General features: G+C 41.2%; 20 protein-coding genes. 16 read left to right on the forward strand and 4 right to left on the reverse strand.

What is annotated here, in order from left to right; all coding sequences use genetic code 11:
- The first annotated feature begins 48 nt into the window (after positions 1-48).
- A complete protein-coding gene (gene der / locus QNK26_RS17065) occupies positions 49-1,518 on the forward strand; it encodes a ribosome biogenesis GTPase Der (protein WP_319225187.1) in 1,470 nt (489 codons plus the stop codon).
- Between the two features lie 202 nt (positions 1,519-1,720).
- Positions 1,721-2,299 (forward strand): flavodoxin family protein, encoded by a 579-nt coding sequence (locus QNK26_RS17070; RefSeq protein ID WP_319225188.1) that lies wholly within the window; start codon positions 1,721-1,723, stop codon positions 2,297-2,299.
- Positions 2,300-2,319: 20 nt separating this feature from the next.
- Here the strand turns inward: QNK26_RS17070 and QNK26_RS17075 are convergent, their stop codons facing one another.
- Positions 2,320-2,781, reverse strand: a complete 462-nt coding sequence (locus QNK26_RS17075) for a GAF domain-containing protein (protein WP_319225189.1) — start codon at positions 2,779-2,781, stop codon at positions 2,320-2,322.
- A gap of 291 nt (positions 2,782-3,072) precedes the next feature.
- On the opposite strand from QNK26_RS17075, the gene QNK26_RS17080 reads away from it, so the two are divergent.
- The gene (locus tag QNK26_RS17080; RefSeq protein WP_319225191.1) at positions 3,073-3,534 is read left to right on the forward strand and encodes a tRNA-uridine aminocarboxypropyltransferase; all 462 of its coding nucleotides are present in this window, start codon (positions 3,073-3,075) and stop codon (positions 3,532-3,534) included.
- Here QNK26_RS17080 and QNK26_RS17085 read toward each other — a convergent pair.
- On the reverse strand, positions 3,515-4,573 hold the full coding sequence (locus QNK26_RS17085; protein WP_319225193.1) for an AraC family transcriptional regulator: 1,059 nt from the start codon (positions 4,571-4,573) through the stop codon (positions 3,515-3,517). The genes QNK26_RS17080 and QNK26_RS17085 overlap by 20 nt on opposite strands.
- Before the next feature lie 254 nt (positions 4,574-4,827).
- Here QNK26_RS17085 and QNK26_RS17090 point away from each other — a divergent pair, with 254 nt between their 5' ends.
- The 3 genes from QNK26_RS17090 (at position 4,828) to QNK26_RS17100 (ending at position 7,803) form a co-directional block, all read left to right on the forward strand.
- Positions 4,828-6,870 (forward strand): NADPH-dependent 2,4-dienoyl-CoA reductase, encoded by a 2,043-nt coding sequence (locus QNK26_RS17090; protein WP_319225195.1) that lies wholly within the window; start codon positions 4,828-4,830, stop codon positions 6,868-6,870.
- Between the two features lie 233 nt (positions 6,871-7,103).
- The gene (locus QNK26_RS17095; protein ID WP_319225197.1) at positions 7,104-7,445 is read left to right on the forward strand and encodes a hypothetical protein; all 342 of its coding nucleotides are present in this window, start codon (positions 7,104-7,106) and stop codon (positions 7,443-7,445) included.
- Between the two features lie 91 nt (positions 7,446-7,536).
- Complete coding sequence (locus QNK26_RS17100) at positions 7,537-7,803, forward strand: DUF5062 family protein (protein WP_319225198.1); 267 nt, start codon at positions 7,537-7,539, stop codon at positions 7,801-7,803.
- Positions 7,804-7,891: 88 nt separating this feature from the next.
- Here QNK26_RS17100 and QNK26_RS17105 read toward each other — a convergent pair whose 3' ends face one another.
- Both QNK26_RS17105 and suhB read right to left on the reverse strand, forming a co-directional pair.
- Complete coding sequence (locus QNK26_RS17105; protein WP_319225200.1) at positions 7,892-8,728, reverse strand: patatin family protein; 837 nt, start codon at positions 8,726-8,728, stop codon at positions 7,892-7,894.
- Positions 8,729-9,120: 392 nt separating this feature from the next.
- Positions 9,121-9,924, reverse strand: a complete 804-nt coding sequence (suhB, locus tag QNK26_RS17110; RefSeq protein ID WP_319225201.1) for an inositol-1-monophosphatase — start codon at positions 9,922-9,924, stop codon at positions 9,121-9,123.
- A 277-nt stretch (positions 9,925-10,201) separates the two neighbouring features.
- On the opposite strand from suhB, the gene trmJ reads away from it, so the two are divergent.
- The 10 genes from trmJ (at position 10,202) to pepB (ending at position 18,171) form a co-directional block, all read left to right on the forward strand.
- Positions 10,202-10,918, forward strand: a complete 717-nt coding sequence (trmJ, locus tag QNK26_RS17115) for a tRNA (cytosine(32)/uridine(32)-2'-O)-methyltransferase TrmJ (RefSeq protein WP_319225202.1) — start codon at positions 10,202-10,204, stop codon at positions 10,916-10,918.
- A gap of 123 nt (positions 10,919-11,041) precedes the next feature.
- Positions 11,042-11,515, forward strand: coding sequence for an Rrf2 family transcriptional regulator (locus QNK26_RS17120; RefSeq protein ID WP_319225203.1), 474 nt, complete (start codon positions 11,042-11,044; stop codon positions 11,513-11,515).
- Between the two features lie 93 nt (positions 11,516-11,608).
- A complete protein-coding gene (locus QNK26_RS17125; RefSeq protein ID WP_319225205.1) occupies positions 11,609-12,823 on the forward strand; it encodes an IscS subfamily cysteine desulfurase in 1,215 nt (404 codons plus the stop codon).
- A 52-nt stretch (positions 12,824-12,875) separates the two neighbouring features.
- Positions 12,876-13,259, forward strand: a complete 384-nt coding sequence (gene iscU / locus QNK26_RS17130) for a Fe-S cluster assembly scaffold IscU (RefSeq protein ID WP_319225206.1) — start codon at positions 12,876-12,878, stop codon at positions 13,257-13,259.
- Between the two features lie 8 nt (positions 13,260-13,267).
- Positions 13,268-13,591, forward strand: coding sequence for an iron-sulfur cluster assembly protein IscA (gene iscA / locus QNK26_RS17135; protein WP_319225208.1), 324 nt, complete (start codon positions 13,268-13,270; stop codon positions 13,589-13,591).
- A 69-nt stretch (positions 13,592-13,660) separates the two neighbouring features.
- The gene (hscB, locus tag QNK26_RS17140; protein ID WP_319225209.1) at positions 13,661-14,179 is read left to right on the forward strand and encodes a co-chaperone HscB; all 519 of its coding nucleotides are present in this window, start codon (positions 13,661-13,663) and stop codon (positions 14,177-14,179) included.
- A 30-nt stretch (positions 14,180-14,209) separates the two neighbouring features.
- Complete coding sequence (gene hscA, locus QNK26_RS17145) at positions 14,210-16,069, forward strand: Fe-S protein assembly chaperone HscA (protein WP_319225210.1); 1,860 nt, start codon at positions 14,210-14,212, stop codon at positions 16,067-16,069.
- A gap of 3 nt (positions 16,070-16,072) precedes the next feature.
- Positions 16,073-16,411 (forward strand): ISC system 2Fe-2S type ferredoxin, encoded by a 339-nt coding sequence (gene fdx, locus QNK26_RS17150; RefSeq protein ID WP_319225212.1) that lies wholly within the window; start codon positions 16,073-16,075, stop codon positions 16,409-16,411.
- Between the two features lie 120 nt (positions 16,412-16,531).
- On the forward strand, positions 16,532-16,729 hold the full coding sequence (gene iscX / locus QNK26_RS17155; protein WP_319225214.1) for a Fe-S cluster assembly protein IscX: 198 nt from the start codon (positions 16,532-16,534) through the stop codon (positions 16,727-16,729).
- A gap of 143 nt (positions 16,730-16,872) precedes the next feature.
- Positions 16,873-18,171 (forward strand): aminopeptidase PepB, encoded by a 1,299-nt coding sequence (gene pepB / locus QNK26_RS17160; RefSeq protein ID WP_319225215.1) that lies wholly within the window; start codon positions 16,873-16,875, stop codon positions 18,169-18,171.
- Positions 18,172-18,270: the final 99 nt, after the last annotated feature.

The following is an 18,270-nucleotide window of genomic DNA, read 5'->3' on the forward strand; positions in this document are numbered from 1 at the left end:
ATAAGTGACGTTTATTTTACTAGAGCCGTATTGAGGCTGAGGTTAACTATGACCCCTGTAATTGCATTGGTTGGACGCCCGAATGTTGGTAAATCAACATTGTTCAACCGCTTAACTCGTACCCGGGACGCACTTGTTGCCGATTTCCCTGGGTTAACTCGTGACCGTAAATATGGACAAGCTAACTTAGCTGGTCGTGAGTTCATCGTTGTTGATACCGGCGGTATTAACGGTGATGAAGAAGGGATTGATGCAAAAATGGCTGATCAATCGTTACTTGCGATTGAAGAAGCTGATGCCGTATTATTTTTAGTGGATGCACGAGCAGGCTTAACTGTTTCTGACCAAGCAATTGCTGAACATTTACGTAAACAAGAAAAGAAAGTATTTCTTGTTGCAAATAAAACAGATGGCCTAGATGGCGATGTTGCTGTTGCTGAATTCTATGCGCTTGCACTTGGTGACATTTACCAAATCGCTGCATCGCAAGGTCGCGGTACTAATATTCTGATTGAAGAAGCATTAGCGCACGTTGAAGTTGTTAATCCTGAAGAAGAGGAAGAATTCTCTGACGCTGACCCTTTCATTGATGGTGAGTTATTACCTGAAGAGGAAGAAGAGCAACGTGACGAAGATTATTCAAGTTTGCCAATTAAACTTGCGATGATTGGTTGCCCTAACGTAGGTAAATCAACGCTTGTTAACCGTATCCTAGGTGAAGAGCGTGTTGTTGTTTATGACATGCCTGGTACTACGCGTGACAGTATCTACATTCCGATGGAGCGTGATGGTCGTAACTACATGCTTATCGATACTGCCGGTGTACGCCGTCGTAAAAATATCAATGAAGCGGTTGAGAAATTCTCGATTGTTAAAGCGCTACAAGCAATTGATGATGCTAACGTAGTATTGATGGTATTTGATGCTCGTGTTGGTGTTACCGCTCAGGATCTAACATTGTTAGGTTTTGCGATTAACTCTGGTCGTTCAATTGTAATTGCAGTGAACAAGTGGGATGGTTTAGATACCGATGTGAAAGATCGCATTAAATCTGAATTAGATCGTCGCCTAGGCTTTATTGACTTCGCACGTATTCACTTTATCTCAGCATTACACGGTACTGGTGTTGGTAACTTATTTGAATCGATTACAGAAGCGTTCGATTCATCGACTAAACGTGTATCAACGTCTATGCTAACACGAATCGTACGTATGGCTGTTGATGATCACCAACCGCCAATGCATGCTGGTCGTCGTGTTAAATTACGTTATGCGCATGCAGGTGGTTACAATCCACCATTAATCGTTGTACACGGTAACCAAGTAACAAAATTAGCGAATTCATATCGCCGTTATTTGATTAACTATTTCCGCCGTTCACTAAAAATTATGGGCACGCCGATTAAAGTTGATTTCCGTGATAGCGAAAACCCGTTTGCAGATAAGAAAAATAACTTGTCACTATCGCAACAGAAAAAACGTCGTCGTATGATGTCGCATTACAAGAGTAAAAAATAATAGCTTAGGTTATTATTGATAGAAAGGTCTGTTTTTACAGACCTTTTTTTATACTTATAAATTAGTAAAAGTATAGTTTCAGTGATGATTAAGGCATATTTTTTACGTTAAGGTATCTACTTTAATGTAAAGACTGCTACTATTTGTGTCTCAGTGAATAGGGATGTGAATGAATCAATATGGATAGTGTGAGAGGTTTTAGTTGACCATAGTTGCAGTTGTGTATTTCTCAGAGTCTGGGTCAACTCAGTCGCTGGCGCGTGAAGTGATCAGTGGTATTAGCACTGTTGAAGATGTGAAGGTCATGGAATGTCAGATTCAGCCTTGGGACATGTTTGAAGGTCGTTTTGATAATGATGAATTAATGTGCTTGCTGGATAAGACCGATGCGATTATCTTTGGGTCGCCAACCTATATGGGTGGCGTATCAGCGCAATTTAAGGCCTTTGCCGATGCCTCGAGCGAGCGTTGGGATAGCCAGCAATGGCGTAATAAGTTTGCCGCTGGTTTTACCGTTGGTAGTTGCTTGAATGGCGATCAGGCGAACACAGTGCAATATATGGCGACATTAGCCAGTCAGCATGGCATGTTATGGGTTGGATTAGATATTGCTGGTGGTTATAACAGTATTGGGTTAAATCGCCTAGGGTGTCAATTAGGTGCCGTTGGCCACAACCCCGAAGGAGAGGTTCACCGCAGTGATCTCGATACCGCTAAATACTTAGGGCGTCGGGTAGCGAGCATCGCTAAAGCCTGTGGTATTAACTTACAAGCTTTATGATGAGCAGTATTAATAACGTCTTAAGTCCGCAAACGTTTAACCAGCTGGCTAACCAGTAACTCTTTACCAGTTAAGTCATCTTGATTAAAGCGGCCAATACTGGGGCTATCAATATCCAGCACTCCGATTAATTTATCATTTACCACGATCGGTACCACGATCTCTGAATTACTTGCTGCATAACAGGCAATATGTCCGGGGAAATCGTGTACGTTCGTGACGAGTTGCGACTGTAATGTACTCGCGGCAGTACCACAAACGCCTCTGCCGAGTGGAATGCGAATACACGCAGGTAAACCTTGGAAAGGGCCTAATACTAGCTGGTTATTTTCGTAAAGATAAAAACCGGCCCAGTTAACATCTTCAAGTTCCATAAATAATAACGCACTAAGGTTAGCTAAATTGGCAATTAGATGCGTTTCTTCTGCCATTAAAGCGTCAGCTTGTTGGGCAAGACGCTGATAAAGTTGGAGCGTAGACATGTATTCCCTTGATGAATTGGTAAGACGCATCTTACCGGTGAGCATAATGTGTAGCTTAGCTGATGATTATATCGTCATAAACACCATACTAGTTTTAGCGGGTTCGTTAGGGCTAAAAAACAATGATAAGATATAATTTAATTTACTGTAAATGTGTTTACTAAATGCGAACATAGTAGATCCTCGTCATACTTACGGCTTAGTTAAGACCTACTGTAAGGCATTATGATAACGGTTACTTTACCTCTTTTTAAATATTTATCTTGTTTCATCGACTGAAGTTAATCATTCATGCATATATACCTTGTTACCCACGAGAGAGAGTTCTCGCGCCGCAGTAATACCGGCAAATTAGTGCAACAGTTCTTGCCTGATGAAACCAGTATCGTGCCGTGGCATCGCAAAGAACCTGATAGTAAATTGTTAACGGCGATCAAATCCGGTCGTGTGGCTATTTTAGCCCCTGATGCCGATGGTGAGCATGAGATCAGTGATTTTGATAGTGTGGTATTGCTTGATAGTACATGGCAAGAAGCACGTAAGATGTATCGCCAAAGTGATTACTTAAAAGACTTACCTAAGGTCACGTTAACGGCACGACAAGCATCCGAATTTATTTTACGAGCTAATCAAATCGAAGGTGGCCTAAGTACCGTTGAATGTGCAATTGAACTGCTACGTCTACAGCAACGTGAATCGGAAGCTGAGCAATTGGTATTAGCGTTTAAAGCGTTTATTCGCGCTTGTTTATAAACGCCTGTCGATAATTCTTTGGTGTACTCGCAGTCCAACGTCGAAAGGCTTTATAAAATGCCGCAGGTGTAGCGAACCCCAATAAATACGATATTTCACTGAAAGTAAGTTGGGTATCGCGGACATAACTCAATGCTAGGCCTTTCCTCGTGTTGTCCATGATACCTTGGTAGTTGGTATTTTCTTTGTACAAGCGGCGTCTTAATGTCCAAGCTGATGTTCCCAGTAATGCCGCGACTTGGTTAATATCGGGCATATTACCGACTAAGTTATGACTTACTTTTTCGATAACCTTACTTTGCCAATCCTGATTTTGTTGCAACTGTAGCAGTTCATTTTGGCATAACTGTTGGGCTTGTAGATAACTGCTCATACAGGCGTCAGGTAATGGCGTATCGATATACTGATTATTTAATACTAAGCCATTAAATGTGGAATTAAAAATAACCGGGCATTGGAAAAATGCCTGATAGCGCTGCCTGTTCTTTGGCTCTGGGTATTCAATATGTACCGCTTTAACAATATTGACAGGCTGCGTTAAATACAGGGCACGTGAAGTGAGTAAAGTGAACCAACTCGCTAACACTGAATCGACGACAAAATAATTATAAGGATTATAGGGCGCGATAGAATAAAAGCTAAGTATTGGTTCTGCTCCATTTATAAACTGAGAATGACCCCGTACATTTTGACTTAATAAGCTTTCATATTGTGCAAGCACACGTGCCATCGTGCTTATATCACCCGCTGACATACAAGCAAATCCGAGCATGCCGTAATGCTGAAAGCAAACATTCTCACCTATCAATAAACCCAAATCTTCTCGTCCAGTCTGTTGCATCAGTTCAAAGCCAATGCGCATGTATTTGGGGATGGACAAACGCCCGTGATGGGCACTCAGCTGCGCAATTGACACATTATATTTAGCTAAAATAGGGTTAATATCATAGCCAATTTTATTGCTGGTCAAGCTCATTTGCTGTAAAAAGTTGACTGAAATATCACCTAAGCTAACTTTTGAATCCGTTACGTTTGGCATCTTATTAATATCCATTATTTAACTAAGATTATTCATTATTTAATTAAGACTATTCACGATGTAATTAAGAGTCTCTATTGCTCAAATGCGAGTATGCATTATCAAATTTCTGTAACCATCATTACAAATACAAACCAACAATTGCAAACTAAAGATAATTAATTGTATATCATGGGAATTGTGCGTGCCGTGTTTTAAGGCTACTTTTAACAAAAATAATAAAGATTTTAATCGCCACCGCAATGGAGTGACCTATGTCAGCAAGCAATAATTATCCAAACTTATTTACCCCTCTTGATCTTGGCTTTACCCAGTTAAAAAATAGGGTGTTAATGGGCTCTATGCATACTGGACTGGAAGAAGTCAGTAATGGCTTTACCCGTATGGCTGCCTATTACGCCGAGCGAGCTGCTGGTGGTGTTGGTCTTATTGTCACTGGTGGTATCGGTCCAAATCCAGAAGGCGCTGTTTTTCAAGGTGGTTCTAAAATGGATACCCTCGCAGAAGCGGAAGCGCATAAAGAAGTCACAGCGGCAGTTCACGCAGCGGGTGGGAAAATTTGCATGCAGATCTTACATGCGGGGCGTTATGCCTATAGTAAACAACCTGTTGCCCCATCCGCGATTCAAGCGCCGATCAACCCTGCTCGTCCCCGGGCGTTAACAACAGAAGAGGTCTATCAGCAAGTGGCTGCCTTTGTTAAGTGTGCGGGACTGGCACAATCGGCGAATTACGATGGTGTTGAGATCATGGGCTCGGAAGGTTATTTGATTAACCAGTTTATTGTTGAGCACACCAATCAACGTGATGATGAATGGGGCGGTAGTTTCGAAAACCGTATGCGTTTTCCTATTGAGATCGTAAGACAGGTACGTGAGAAAGTCGGCACTGACTTTATTATTATTTATCGTTTGTCGATGTTGGATCTGATCGAAAAAGGCAGCACTTGGCAAGAAGTCGTGACGTTAGCCAAAGCCATTGAGAAAGCCGGTGCAACCATTATTAACACAGGTATCGGTTGGCATGAAGCGCGCGTGCCGACGATTGTGACGAAAGTGCCAAGAGCGGCATTTACTAAAGTAACAGCAAAGTTAAAAGGTGAAGTCTCGATCCCATTGGTCACCACCAACCGCATTAATACCCCAGAGATCGCAGAATCTGTATTAGAGCAAGGCCATGCAGACATGGTGTCGATGGCACGTCCATTCTTAGCTGATCCTGAATTTGTCAATAAAGCGGCGGCAGGTAAAAGTGATGAAATTAATACCTGTATTGGTTGTAACCAAGCCTGTTTAGACCATACATTTAGCATGAAATTAACCTCTTGTTTAGTTAACCCTCGCGCGTGTCATGAAACCGAACTCAATTATATTAAATCACCCGTGAGTAAACGTATTGCTGTCGTTGGCGCTGGTCCTGCGGGGCTAGCATTTGCGACTGTTGCTGCTCAACGTGGGCATAAGGTGACTATTTTTGACGATAAGTCAGAAGTGGGAGGTCAGTTCAATGTTGCTAAGCAAGTACCTGGCAAAGAAGAGTTTTATGAAACCTTGCGCTATTTTACCACGATGACAGCAAAGCTTGGCGTTGAGATCGTATTGAACAAACGCGTTTCAGCGGATGAACTTATTGCCAATAGCTTTGATGATGTGGTTCTTGCAACGGGGATCGCCCCTCGTACCCCTCCTATTGAGGGCATTGAACATAGCAAAGTATTATCTTATTTGGATGTATTAGCGGATAAGAAATCGGTAGGCACTAAAGTGGCGATTATTGGTGCTGGTGGTATTGGTTTTGATGTGGCTGAATATCTTATTCATGATCACTGCTCAAATGCACCAGCTGCAAGCCAAGATATTAATACCTTTATGCGCGAATGGGGCGTTGACTTAACTATGCAGCATCGTGGCGGTTTAGTCGCGGCAGAAAAATCAGCGGCTGCACGTGAGATTTACTTATTACAGCGTAAAGCAAGCAAGGTTGGTGCTGGACTTGGAAAAACCTCAGGCTGGGTACATAGAGCTGGTTTAGCAAGTAAAAACGTGGCGATGATCAACAGTGTTGAGTATGTAAAAATCGATGATCAAGGTTTACACCTTCTGGTCGCTGGTAAACCTCAGGTATTGGATGTTGATAATATTATTGTCTGTGCTGGGCAAGATCCATTACGTGAGCTGCAAGCGCAATTGATTGCGGCTGAACAACAAGTGCATTTGATTGGTGGTGCTGATGTGGCCGCTGAATTGGATGCCAAAAGAGCGATAAAACAAGGCTCTGAGTTAGCTGCTATGATTTAGTCGGTAAGCGAATAACAAAGTAAATCACCAGTCTCTAAGGCTATGGTCTATTGAAGATCATTGATTGAAGACAGTATATTGAGACTCTCTATGGAGGCTGGTGATTTAAATACGTATGTAGCAGTCTTATTTTGCTCAAAGGAAACTTCACTTATTTAAGCGAATATTAGTGCTTTTGTGCATATTTACTCTAGTCTTTAAGTTTAAATTTAACATTTATGATGAGAGATACGATGCCAAGAAAGCTGTGTTATTTATTAGAACTACCTGATTCTAAAGTGGTATTCAGTGTATTGCTCATCGCAGATAAAGCCTGTTTATCCGTTGCTGGAATTGAAGAATGCTATGCGATTGATCGCCTCATGATCGTAGAGAACCCCAATGCCCAATTAAAAGGGTATTATATTTGTGACTATGCAACGCCTGTTTGGTCGCTTGAAGATTTATCGTTACAAGATATAGGTCTATTATCTGTTAATTTTGGTTTACTCATTGAGCATGAATATAATGATATTTATGCGATGGAAGCCCATCACCTCATCAACTCTGAAAAATACCAATCAATTAAAACCTGACTTATAATTTAAATGTCACATTTATTTTTTCTTAATCGTGCTATAACAGTGTGTATTCAGCGAGATTAACTGTCTGTGATGTAAAGAGGAAATGATGGCAAAACTGAAAAATGAAAAGAAATTATTTAAAGCTGCGATTGGATTAGGTACGCAGTACTTACAGCAACGTGGTAGTACATTTACAATTACAGATCCCGAAGATGTTAAAGCGCAATATATTTATAAAGCGTTAGTGTTTGATAAACTGATGCAACCTTTGCCTAAAGATCAAGAAACCACCTTAAATATTAAACATAAATTAGCCATTTGGATCTCTAGAAAACTACCGGCTGACCATCCTTTACTTACTGGTGAATAGTAACGAGGCTTAACCGCCAAGGCTATGTATTTAAATCATTACTGGGCTAAACATGCTAGAAAATTGTTTAGCCCATTTTTATTACTGATTAATGACGTTGTAAAAATAGCCTCGCTGCTTTAATACCTGCACTATAATCGCTTTCGAGAGTGTTAACTTGACGTGTTAACGTGGGTGTCTGCAGTTCTTCATCAGGCGCTATTTCGATAATATTGACACCAGCTGGTGGGTTTCGCATGAATTCACAGGTACTATTGTATTCTTTGCTGTAATTATCAAGCAACTTGGTGAGTACGGTATCGTGTCTAACCCAGTAGGTAAGCACACGCTCTAAAACCGACAGTTTTTCTATCCAATCTCTACTCCTCGTTCTGATCACAATAATATGATTAGCGCCTAAATCGACTGCTTTTCTTACTGGTATCGGATCGACTAGCCCACCATCGATATGCACATCATTACCAAGCTTAATGCCAGGACGAAATACAATCGGCAAGGCGCATGAGGCTATTATCTGCTGAAACCAGCGACTCGGTTCTGCATGCTGATAACTGGCTTGGCCTTTTAATTTGTCACAACTGGTGATCACAAAAGGACGGGAGTTTAAACGTCGTTTTGCTTGAATTAGGTCGATTGGATCATGCAGTGCTAATAAATCATGTAACTCAGTAAGCTCCATCGCATTACCACCCTTTATAAAACGCGTCCAATCGACAAAGGTCGTTGACTTAGCTAAACGGTTAATAAGGCGTACTGAGTATTTTTTTTGCCCAGCAATAAATGCGGATAAATTTAAGGTGCCCGCAGAACTGCCAATAAACAGATCAAAAGGATCATAACCATGGTCTAAAAAGGTATCTAACACTCCAGCAGTAAACACGCTACGCATACCACCGCCTTCTACAACAAGTGCTGTTTTTATCATCGCAACCTCGATATATTTGCTTGTTTTAACCACCACCTATTAATTGTGATGGCTATAACTGTGCTACAAACAAGCCTAGAGTAAATCCCAATATTTGGTAGTTATGTTTCTGTGCCTAGCTGATAACAATAATTATCGCTAATTAGTATTGAACAAAATTGTGACAGCAAGGTGAAGCTCGGGGTAAGTTATTAAGCGATAAACAGCGATTTTTACGAGCTATTGTTCACTAAATTGTGAACAGAAGAGTAGGGGGGATTGTCTTGGTGATAATACTAATGAGCATAATGTGAAGTATTGAAGTTAAAAAAAGCCCCGTACTTGAATCAAGTGCGGGGCTATCGATATTTTAATTTTTTTGTATTAAATAATGCTGCGTATTAACGCTAATATTATTTAGCTAGAGATTCAGTCAGGTTAGGACGGATCTTAGCAAGCATATCTTTAAGTACACGTGGTGATGCAGCAACTGAGTTACCAGATTTGAAGAAATCATGGCCGCCAGCGAAATCAGTTACGATAGCGCCTGACTCCGTTGCGATTAAGTTACCCGCTGCAGTTTCCCAAGGTTTTTGACCCATGCTCCAGAAACCGTCGATACGACCAGCTGCTAGGTAAGCAAGGTTAAGTGCAGGACAACCAGCAGCACGTACATCAGCACATTCAGTAAATAATGAACTAAAGATGTTCATGTAAGTATCTTGTTGATGCTTCATGTTGTGTGGGAAGCCTGTCGCTAAAACAGTACCTGATAAATCTTTAGCAGAACCAGCACGTAAACGGAAACCGTTTAATTGAGCGCCTTTACCACGACAAGCAGAGAAGATTTCATCGCCGATAGCATCAAAGATAACAGCAACTTCAGATTTACCTTTAACGTGTAAAGCGATAGATACTGCGAAGTGTGGAATACCTTTAATAAAGTTAGTATGACCATTTAGTGGATCAATGATCCATTGGTAATCTGTATCTGCACCAGTAGTAGCACCGCTTTCTTTTGCGATGATCGTATGCTCTGGGTAAGCTTTTTTAATTGTAGCGATAATAGCTGCTTCAGCTTCTTTTTCTACGTTAGTCACAAAATCATTTGTGCCTTTTTGCTCAACCTTAGTCTTGCTTGGATCACCATAAGCTTTTACGATTACACTGCCTGCGTCACGCGCAGCACGGATCGCGATTGTTAGCATCGGATGCATACTATTACCACCAAATTTTTGAAAGAACGGGAATTAGGGCGCGGAGTATACCCAACTTAACGTAAATATCCAAAGTAATTCTCATAACTTTTTACACCTTGTTTTAATTCTTAGTATATTTTACGTTTTCGCAGCGGCTTATTGCATCTGCTACGGGTTAATTGTGATAGAATTTGCGACCAGTAAATTAACAACTCCAATAATAGTCTAATCCTTGCTTTAAACGTGTGGTTTAAATAGCTTGTGTGACTATTATGCATCTTTTTAGGTATTAATTATGTTAGCAAACGTAAAAGTTGTATTAGTCGGTACATCTCATCCTGGTAATATTGGTTCAGCAGCGCGCGCCATGAAAACAATGGGTTTAACACAATTGGTGTTAGTTGCCCCTTTATGTGACATTGATGAGAAATCAGTTGCACTAGCTGCCGGTGCTGCGGATGTATTAGAAAATGCAACCATCGTCGATACCTTAGAAGAAGCGGTCGCTGATTGTGGTCTTGTGATCGGTACGAGTGCACGCTCACGTACGCTGCAATGGCCAATGCTTGATTCACGTGAAGCGGGCTTGAAGCTGATCGAAGAAGTACCGAATTATCCTGTGGCATTAGTATTTGGCCGTGAGCGTATCGGTTTAACTAATGATGAACTACAAAAATGTACTTATCATGTCTGCGTATCTGCAAATCCAGAATACAGTTCATTAAACTTAGCGATGGCTGTGCAGATCTTAACGTACGAAACACGTATGGCCTATCTTGCGACGAACGCTTATCCAGAACAAGATAACCCGTATCCAAAACAAGCGGAACTAGAAATGTTCCATACTCACCTCGAAGAGACATTGTGGGATACAGGCTTTATTAACAAAGCTCACCCCGGCATCGTGATGAATCGTTTACGTCGACTCTTCACCCGTGCTCGCCCTGAAGCGGTTGAGCTCAACATTTTACGTGGCGCATTAGTTTCTATTCAGCGAAATCTGAAAAAATAATAGCTGTTAAATAACGTCCGTTGCTGGTTTAATTTTAATACCTGAGTAAATTAGTCGGGTATATACTTGACCATTTAAGTCGGGTATGTAACCATAACCTTAAATAACAGTTTAGAGGTTGCTATGCGATTGACATCGAAGGGGCGTTACGCCGTTACAGCTATGATTGATCTTGCATTGCATGCAGACGTTAAACCTGTGCCGTTAGCTGAAATATCTGAGCGACAAAGTATTTCATTGTCGTATTTAGAACAACTATTCTCTCGATTACGTCGAAAGCAGCTAGTTGCAAGTGCAAGAGGACCCGGTGGCGGCTATAAATTAGGCATGTTACCTGGGCTTATTTCTGTTGGCATGATCATTGATGCCGTCGATGAAAATGTAAAAGCGACTAAGTGTGATTCTGCTGGTGGCTGTAATGATGGAAAACGCTGCTTAACGCATTCACTTTGGGATGATTTAAGTGAGCGGATTAGTGATTTTCTTGATAACATATCCCTTGCTGATTTGATGGCAAATAATGAGATAAAGCAGATCGTTAACGAGCAAGATAATGACCGTCAAATGTTAAATAAGATTGATATAAATATCATTTGATAATGGTTAAAAAAACATAATCGAATCAAAATTATAATTATAAGATATGAACACCGTTAGTTGTCTAACCGTGTTGTATGGAGCAATGACTAGATGAAAAAACCTATTTATTTGGATTATTCTGCGACTACGCCTGTAGACCCTCGTGTAGCAGAAAAAATGATGCAGTGTCTTACTATGGACGGCATCTTTGGTAACCCTGCGTCTCGTTCACACCGTTTCGGCTGGCAGGCAGAAGAAGCTGTAGACATTGCTCGTAATCAAATTGCAGATTTAGTTAATGCAGACCCACGTGAAGTTGTTATTACCTCGGGTGCAACTGAATCAAACAACTTGGCGATTAAAGGTGCAGCGCATTTTTATCACAAGAAAGGCAAACACATAATCACAAGTAAAATTGAGCATAAAGCTGTGCTTGATACTTGTCGCCAGCTTGAGCGTGAAGGTTATGAAGTAACGTATTTAGACCCGACTTCAGAAGGTCTAATTACAGTTGAGATCCTTGAAGCTGCAATCCGTGAAGATACAATCATTGTTAGTATCATGCACGTGAATAATGAAATTGGTGCGATTAATGATATCGCGGCACTGGGTGAACTTTGTCGTGCTAAGAAAGTCTTATTCCATGTAGATGCTGCGCAAAGTGCGGGCAAATTACCAATCGACTTTTCTGAACTAAAAGTAGATATGTTATCAGTATCGGCACATAAAATTTATGGCCCTAAAGGTATTGGTGCATTGTACGTTCAACGTAAACCACGTATCCGTTTAGAAGCGCAGATGCACGGTGGCGGTCATGAGCGTGGTATGCGTAGTGGTACATTAGCAACTCACCAAATCGTGGGTATGGGTGAAGCATTCCGTATTGCTAAAGAAGAAATGCAACAAGATGCCGATCATGCTGAAGCATTGCGTAAACGTTTCTGGGCTGGCATTGCCGATATCGAAGAAGTATATCTTAATGGCCATGCAGAACAACGTATCGTCAGTAACCTGAACGTAAGCTTCAACTTTGTTGAAGGTGAGTCATTAATGATGGCACTGAAAGACCTTGCGGTTTCTTCAGGCTCAGCTTGTACATCTGCAAGTTTAGAACCCTCTTATGTATTACGTGCATTAGGTCTAAACGATGAAATGGCGCATAGCTCGATTCGTTTCTCATTCGGTCGTTTTACGACTGAAGAAGAAGTTGATTATGCAACAAGCATCATTAAAGAAAACATCAGTAAACTACGTGAAATGTCACCTTTATGGGAGATGTTTAAAGATGGTATCGATTTAAATTCAATCGAGTGGGATCACCACTAATCGTACCCCTTATTTCACGAAGATTTATATTTTAGTTTGAAGGAGTTAGATCATGGCTTATAGCGAAAAAGTAATCGACCATTATGAAAACCCACGTAACGTAGGTTCATTTGATAAAAATGATCCATCTATCGCAACCGGTATGGTTGGCGCACCAGCTTGTGGTGATGTAATGAAGTTACAACTTAAAATCAATGCTGACGGCATTATTGAAGATGCTAAATTCAAAACTTACGGTTGTGGTTCTGCTATCGCATCAAGCTCTTTAGTTACCGAATGGGTAAAAGGTAAGAGCATTGAGCAAGCGGGCGAAATTACTAACACGACAATTGCTGAAGAGCTTGAATTACCACCAGTGAAAATTCACTGTTCAATTCTTGCTGAAGATGCAATTAAAGCGGCAATTGACGATTACAAAAAGAAAAAAGAGTCTTAGGAGTTAACATGGCTGTTACCTTATCTGACTCTGCTGCTACGCGCGTAGCTACTTACCTTGATAAACGTGGTAAAGGGGCTGGTCTACGTCTAGGTGTGAAAACATCTGGTTGTTCTGGCTTGGCTTATATCCTTGAGTTTGTTGACGCTATTGATGAGAACGATGAAGTTTTTGTTGAGAAAGGCGTTACCGTGATCATTGATAAAAAGAGTCTCGTTTATCTTGATGGAATCGAATTAGATTTCGTTAAAGAAGGTCTGAATGAAGGGTTTGAATTTAATAATCCCAACATGAAAGGCGAATGCGGCTGCGGTGAAAGCTTCAGCGTGTAATATTGATATACCCAAATAACATCGTTATTTGGGTTTTGTTTATTTAATCTATCCATTAAAGGTCGTCAGATGAACCATTTTGAGTTGTTTGGTTTACCCGTTAATTTTGAACTAGATAGTGCAGGTTTAGCAACGACATATCGAGATTTACAACGCACACTACACCCCGATAATTTTGCTAACGGCAGTGAGCGTGAACGCTTGTTAGCTGTGCAAAAATCATCCCAAGTTAATGATGCTTATTCAATTCTTAAGTCGCCCATCCAACGTGCGGAATATATCCTTGCCGTTTGTCATGAAGATATTCGTGGTGAGCAAAAAACATTGCAAGATCCCATGTTTCTAATGCAGCAAATGGAACAGCACGAGCGTCTTGAAGATATTTCCCATTCTTCCGATCCTGAACAACAAATTGCAGACTTTGATGATGAGCTAACCTTATCAATCAAGCAATATTTGCAAGAGTTCAATGAATTGGTCAGTATTGAGCATTATAATGACGCGGCGAATGTAGTGCGTAAATTAAAATTTGTTTATAAACTGCAGACACAATTAAGTACACTTGAAGATAGTTTACTTGATTACTAATCAAATAATTTAAATTTAAGAACCTAAAACATGGCATTACTTCAAATTGCTGAACCGGGTCAATCGGCAGCACCTCATGAGCATAGACTTGCAGTCGGTATCGATCTTGGTACGACTAATTCATTAGTGGCCAGTGTCCGTAGCGGCAGTGCAGAGCCCCTCGTAGATAATACGGGTAGAGATATTTTGCCTTCAGTGGTTCGTTATACTACAGATTCAATTGTTGTTGGCGAAGACGCTGCACAACAAGCGGTAACGGATCCTGAGAATACCATCTCGTCGGTAAAACGTTTGCTGGGTAAAGCATTCGCAGATATTGATACATCTCGTATTCCAAATACCTTAATTGCCTCTGCCAGCGGTCAACCGTTAATTAAGACCATCGCTGGTGATATTAACCCAGTACAAGTTTCTGCTGAGATCTTAAAAACGCTTGCGCAACGTGCGACAGATACGTTAGCAGGCGAATTAAGTGGTGTGGTTATTACCGTACCGGCTTATTTTGACGATGCACAACGCCAAGGTACTAAAGATGCAGCGAGTATTGCTGGCTTAAAAGTTCTGCGTTTATTAAACGAACCGACTGCAGCTGCGATTGCATATGGTTTAGATGCCGGTCAAGAAGGCATTATTGCTGTTTATGATCTTGGCGGCGGTACGTTTGATATCTCTATTTTACGTCTCAATAAAGGCGTGTTCGAAGTGCTTGCAACGGGTGGTGATTCTGCACTGGGAGGAGATGATTTTGATCACTTGATCGCAGACTGGATTAGTGCTGAAGCGGGGCTTATCGGTGAGCAATCGTTAGCCATGCAACGTTTGTTATTAAACCAAGCTAAACAAGCAAAACAGGCACTAACAGATAGTGATACGGTTGATATTACGCTGTCATTAGAGAGTGTTAATTGGCAGGGCGCATTAAGCCGAGCAATGTTTGAAAACCTTATCCAGCCTTTAGTAAAACGTACTTTATTAGCTTGCCGTCGTTCGTTAAAAGATGCTGATATCAGCAAAGACGAGGTACTTGAAGTTGTCATGGTTGGTGGTTCTACTCGTGTGCCGTTTGTGCGTGAAAAAGTGGGGGAGTTTTTTTCCCAAGAACCACTTACAAGCATTAACCCTGATAAAGTTGTTGCGGTTGGTGCTGCTATTCAAGCTGACGTATTAGTGGGTAACAAACCTGATTCAGAGTTGTTATTACTGGACGTAACACCGCTGTCATTGGGTCTTGAAACCATGGGTAACTTAGTTGAAAAAGTGATCCCACGTAACACCACAATTCCAGTGGCACGTGCACAAGAGTTTACCACTTTTAAAGATGGTCAAACGGCAATGACAATTCACGTGCTACAAGGCGAACGTGAATTAGTTGCTGATTGCCGTTCATTAGCGCGTTTTTCACTAACTGGCATCCCACCAATGGCTGCTGGTGCGGCACATATTCGTGTGACGTTCCAAGTTGACGCTGATGGTTTGTTAAGTGTCTCTGCGATGGAAAAATCATCGGGCGTATCTGCATCTATCCAGGTTAAACCATCGTATGGTTTAAGCGATGACGAAGTGGCTAACATGCTCAAAGATTCAATGAAGTATGCGCAAGAAGATGTTACTGCGCGTATGCTAGCGGAACAACAGCTAGAAGCAGATCGTGTGATGGAGAGCCTCATTGTAGCCTTACAACAAGATGGTAAAGCCTTGTTGTCAGATGCTGAGCAAGCTGCCATTGAAAGCGCGATCCAAACGCTTTATAAGATCCGTCAAGGTGGCGATAGAGATGCGATTGAAAAAGAAATTGAAACAGTCGATAAATTAACACAAGATTTTGCTGCTCGTCGTATGGATGCATCAATCCGTAAAGCGTTGCAGGGTCAGTCGGTAGATAAGGTCTAAGAAATGCCAAAAGTTATATTTTTACCTCATGAAGAATTATGCCCAGAAGGTCTCTCTGTAGAGGTTGAGAAAGGTGAAACGATCCTTGATGTTGCGCTTCGCAATAAAATTATCATTGAACATGCGTGTGAGAAATCATGCGCTTGTACTACGTGTCATGTGATCGTACGTGAAGGCTTTGATTCATTAGAAGAAAGTGATGAGCTTGAAGATGACATGTTAGATAAAGCATGGGGTCTAGAACCGGATTCTCGTTTAGGTTGCCAAGCAGCTGTCGCGGACAAAGATCTGGTTGTTGAAATTCCTAAGTATACGCTGAACATGGTTTCTGAAAGCCATTAATCAGCAATTGGCTTGCTGTATTATTTTGCGCTTAAAGGCAACGCATAAATAGCTTAAGACAACTAAACTGAAAGTAACAATATGTTAGTTATAACTGAATGTTACTTTTAGAGAGGTCTTATGGCATTAGCATGGTCGGATAGTAGAGATATTGCAATTGAACTTTTCGAGCAATATCCAGATCAAGATCCGCAGCAAGTCAGATTTACCGATTTGCGCAAGATGATTTTAGAGTTAGACGATTTTACTGATGATCCCAATCATTGTGGTGAACGCGTTCTCGAAGCTGTCATGCTTGCCTGGATTGATGAATATTAACTATTTATATTCAATATAGAATAAGCCCATAGTTAGCATAACGTTGACTATGGGCTTTTTTTTGTGCTTTAACTTGTTAATATGAAAGCTAAAATCAGGCGATATATAACGTATTGCTTACACGTAAAAATAAAGGATATCCAATGAAGGATTTCATGATCGTTGAACTAACAGTTGCTCCCGCTGACAGTTTTTGGGGCAAGAATGCATTAGTGAGTTTTAATGCTGATGTTGCATCTATTCATCTTGGTGAAGATAGTACTGATTACCCATTACAAGTACAACGTGCCGCGCGTAAGTTATCTAATCAAGGCATAGCAAAAGTAACCTTACAAGGTGAGTTATGGAATACAGAATTACGCATTGCATTTGATCAAGGTTATTACACCGCTAAAGAAAATCAACAAGCCTGCTTCGGTTTAGACCAAGTGAGCGGCACTGAAAAAAAGGCGTTCACTGACGTTCAACATGCCAGTCATTGGGTACGTAAAACCATTAATACTGATGCCGAAGAAATGTATCCGGTTAAATTAGCGCAAAGTGCGGCTGATTTACTGTTACAACTGGCACCTAATTCGATTACCTACAAAATTATTGCTGGTGAAGATCTATTAACTCATGGCTTTACTGGTATTCATACAGTCGGTCGTGGTAGTCAGCATCCTCCGGCGATGTTACAACTCGATTTCAATCCAAGCGGTGATGCCGATGCGCCAGTAGCGACTGCATTAGTGGGTAAGGGCATAACCTTTGACTCGGGCGGCTACAGTATTAAACCATCTGAACCAATGACAGCCATGAAGAGTGATATGGGTGGCGCAGCGACATTGACAGGAGCACTCGCACTCGCAATTAGCCAAGGTTTAAACCAGCGCGTACAGTTATTCTTATGCTGCGCAGAAAACATGATCAGCAGCAATGCCTTTAAACTTGGCGATATTATTAAATACAAAAATGATATCACGGTCGAAGTGCTTAATACCGATGCTGAAGGCCGCTTAGTATTAGCTGACGGTTTACTTGCTGCTGAAGAGAACTCGCCGCAACGCTTGATTGATGCCGCGACACTGACGGGTGCAGCTAAGATGGCACTGGGTCGTGATTATAATGCGGTATTTGGTTTTGATCAGGGCTTGGTTAATTCATTATTGGCGAATGCCAAAGCAGAAAATGAGTTTGCTTGGCAACTACCATTAGAAAAATGGCATCAACAGCAATTACCATCAAGCTTTGCCGATATGGCAAATATTCATGCTGGTGAAGGCCGTGCTGGTGCGTCAACTGCTGCAGCATTCTTATCACGCTTTGTACGTGAGGATGGCGAAGGTTGGTTGCATTTAGATTTAGCTGGTTCGTATCAAAAAGCCGCTAATGATTTGTGGGCAACAGGCGCTAAAGGCCATGGTATTCGTACTTTAGCTAAAACGTTGCTAGATGCTTAAGTCATAGAGTTTAAGTTATACGATTTAAACAAGTGACGCATAAAAAATGCCACTGTCATCAATGATAACAGTGGCATTTTTGTCGATAGCGAATAATCG

Source organism: Moritella sp. (assembly GCF_033791185.1).
Taxonomy (GTDB): domain Bacteria; phylum Pseudomonadota; class Gammaproteobacteria; order Enterobacterales; family Moritellaceae; genus Moritella.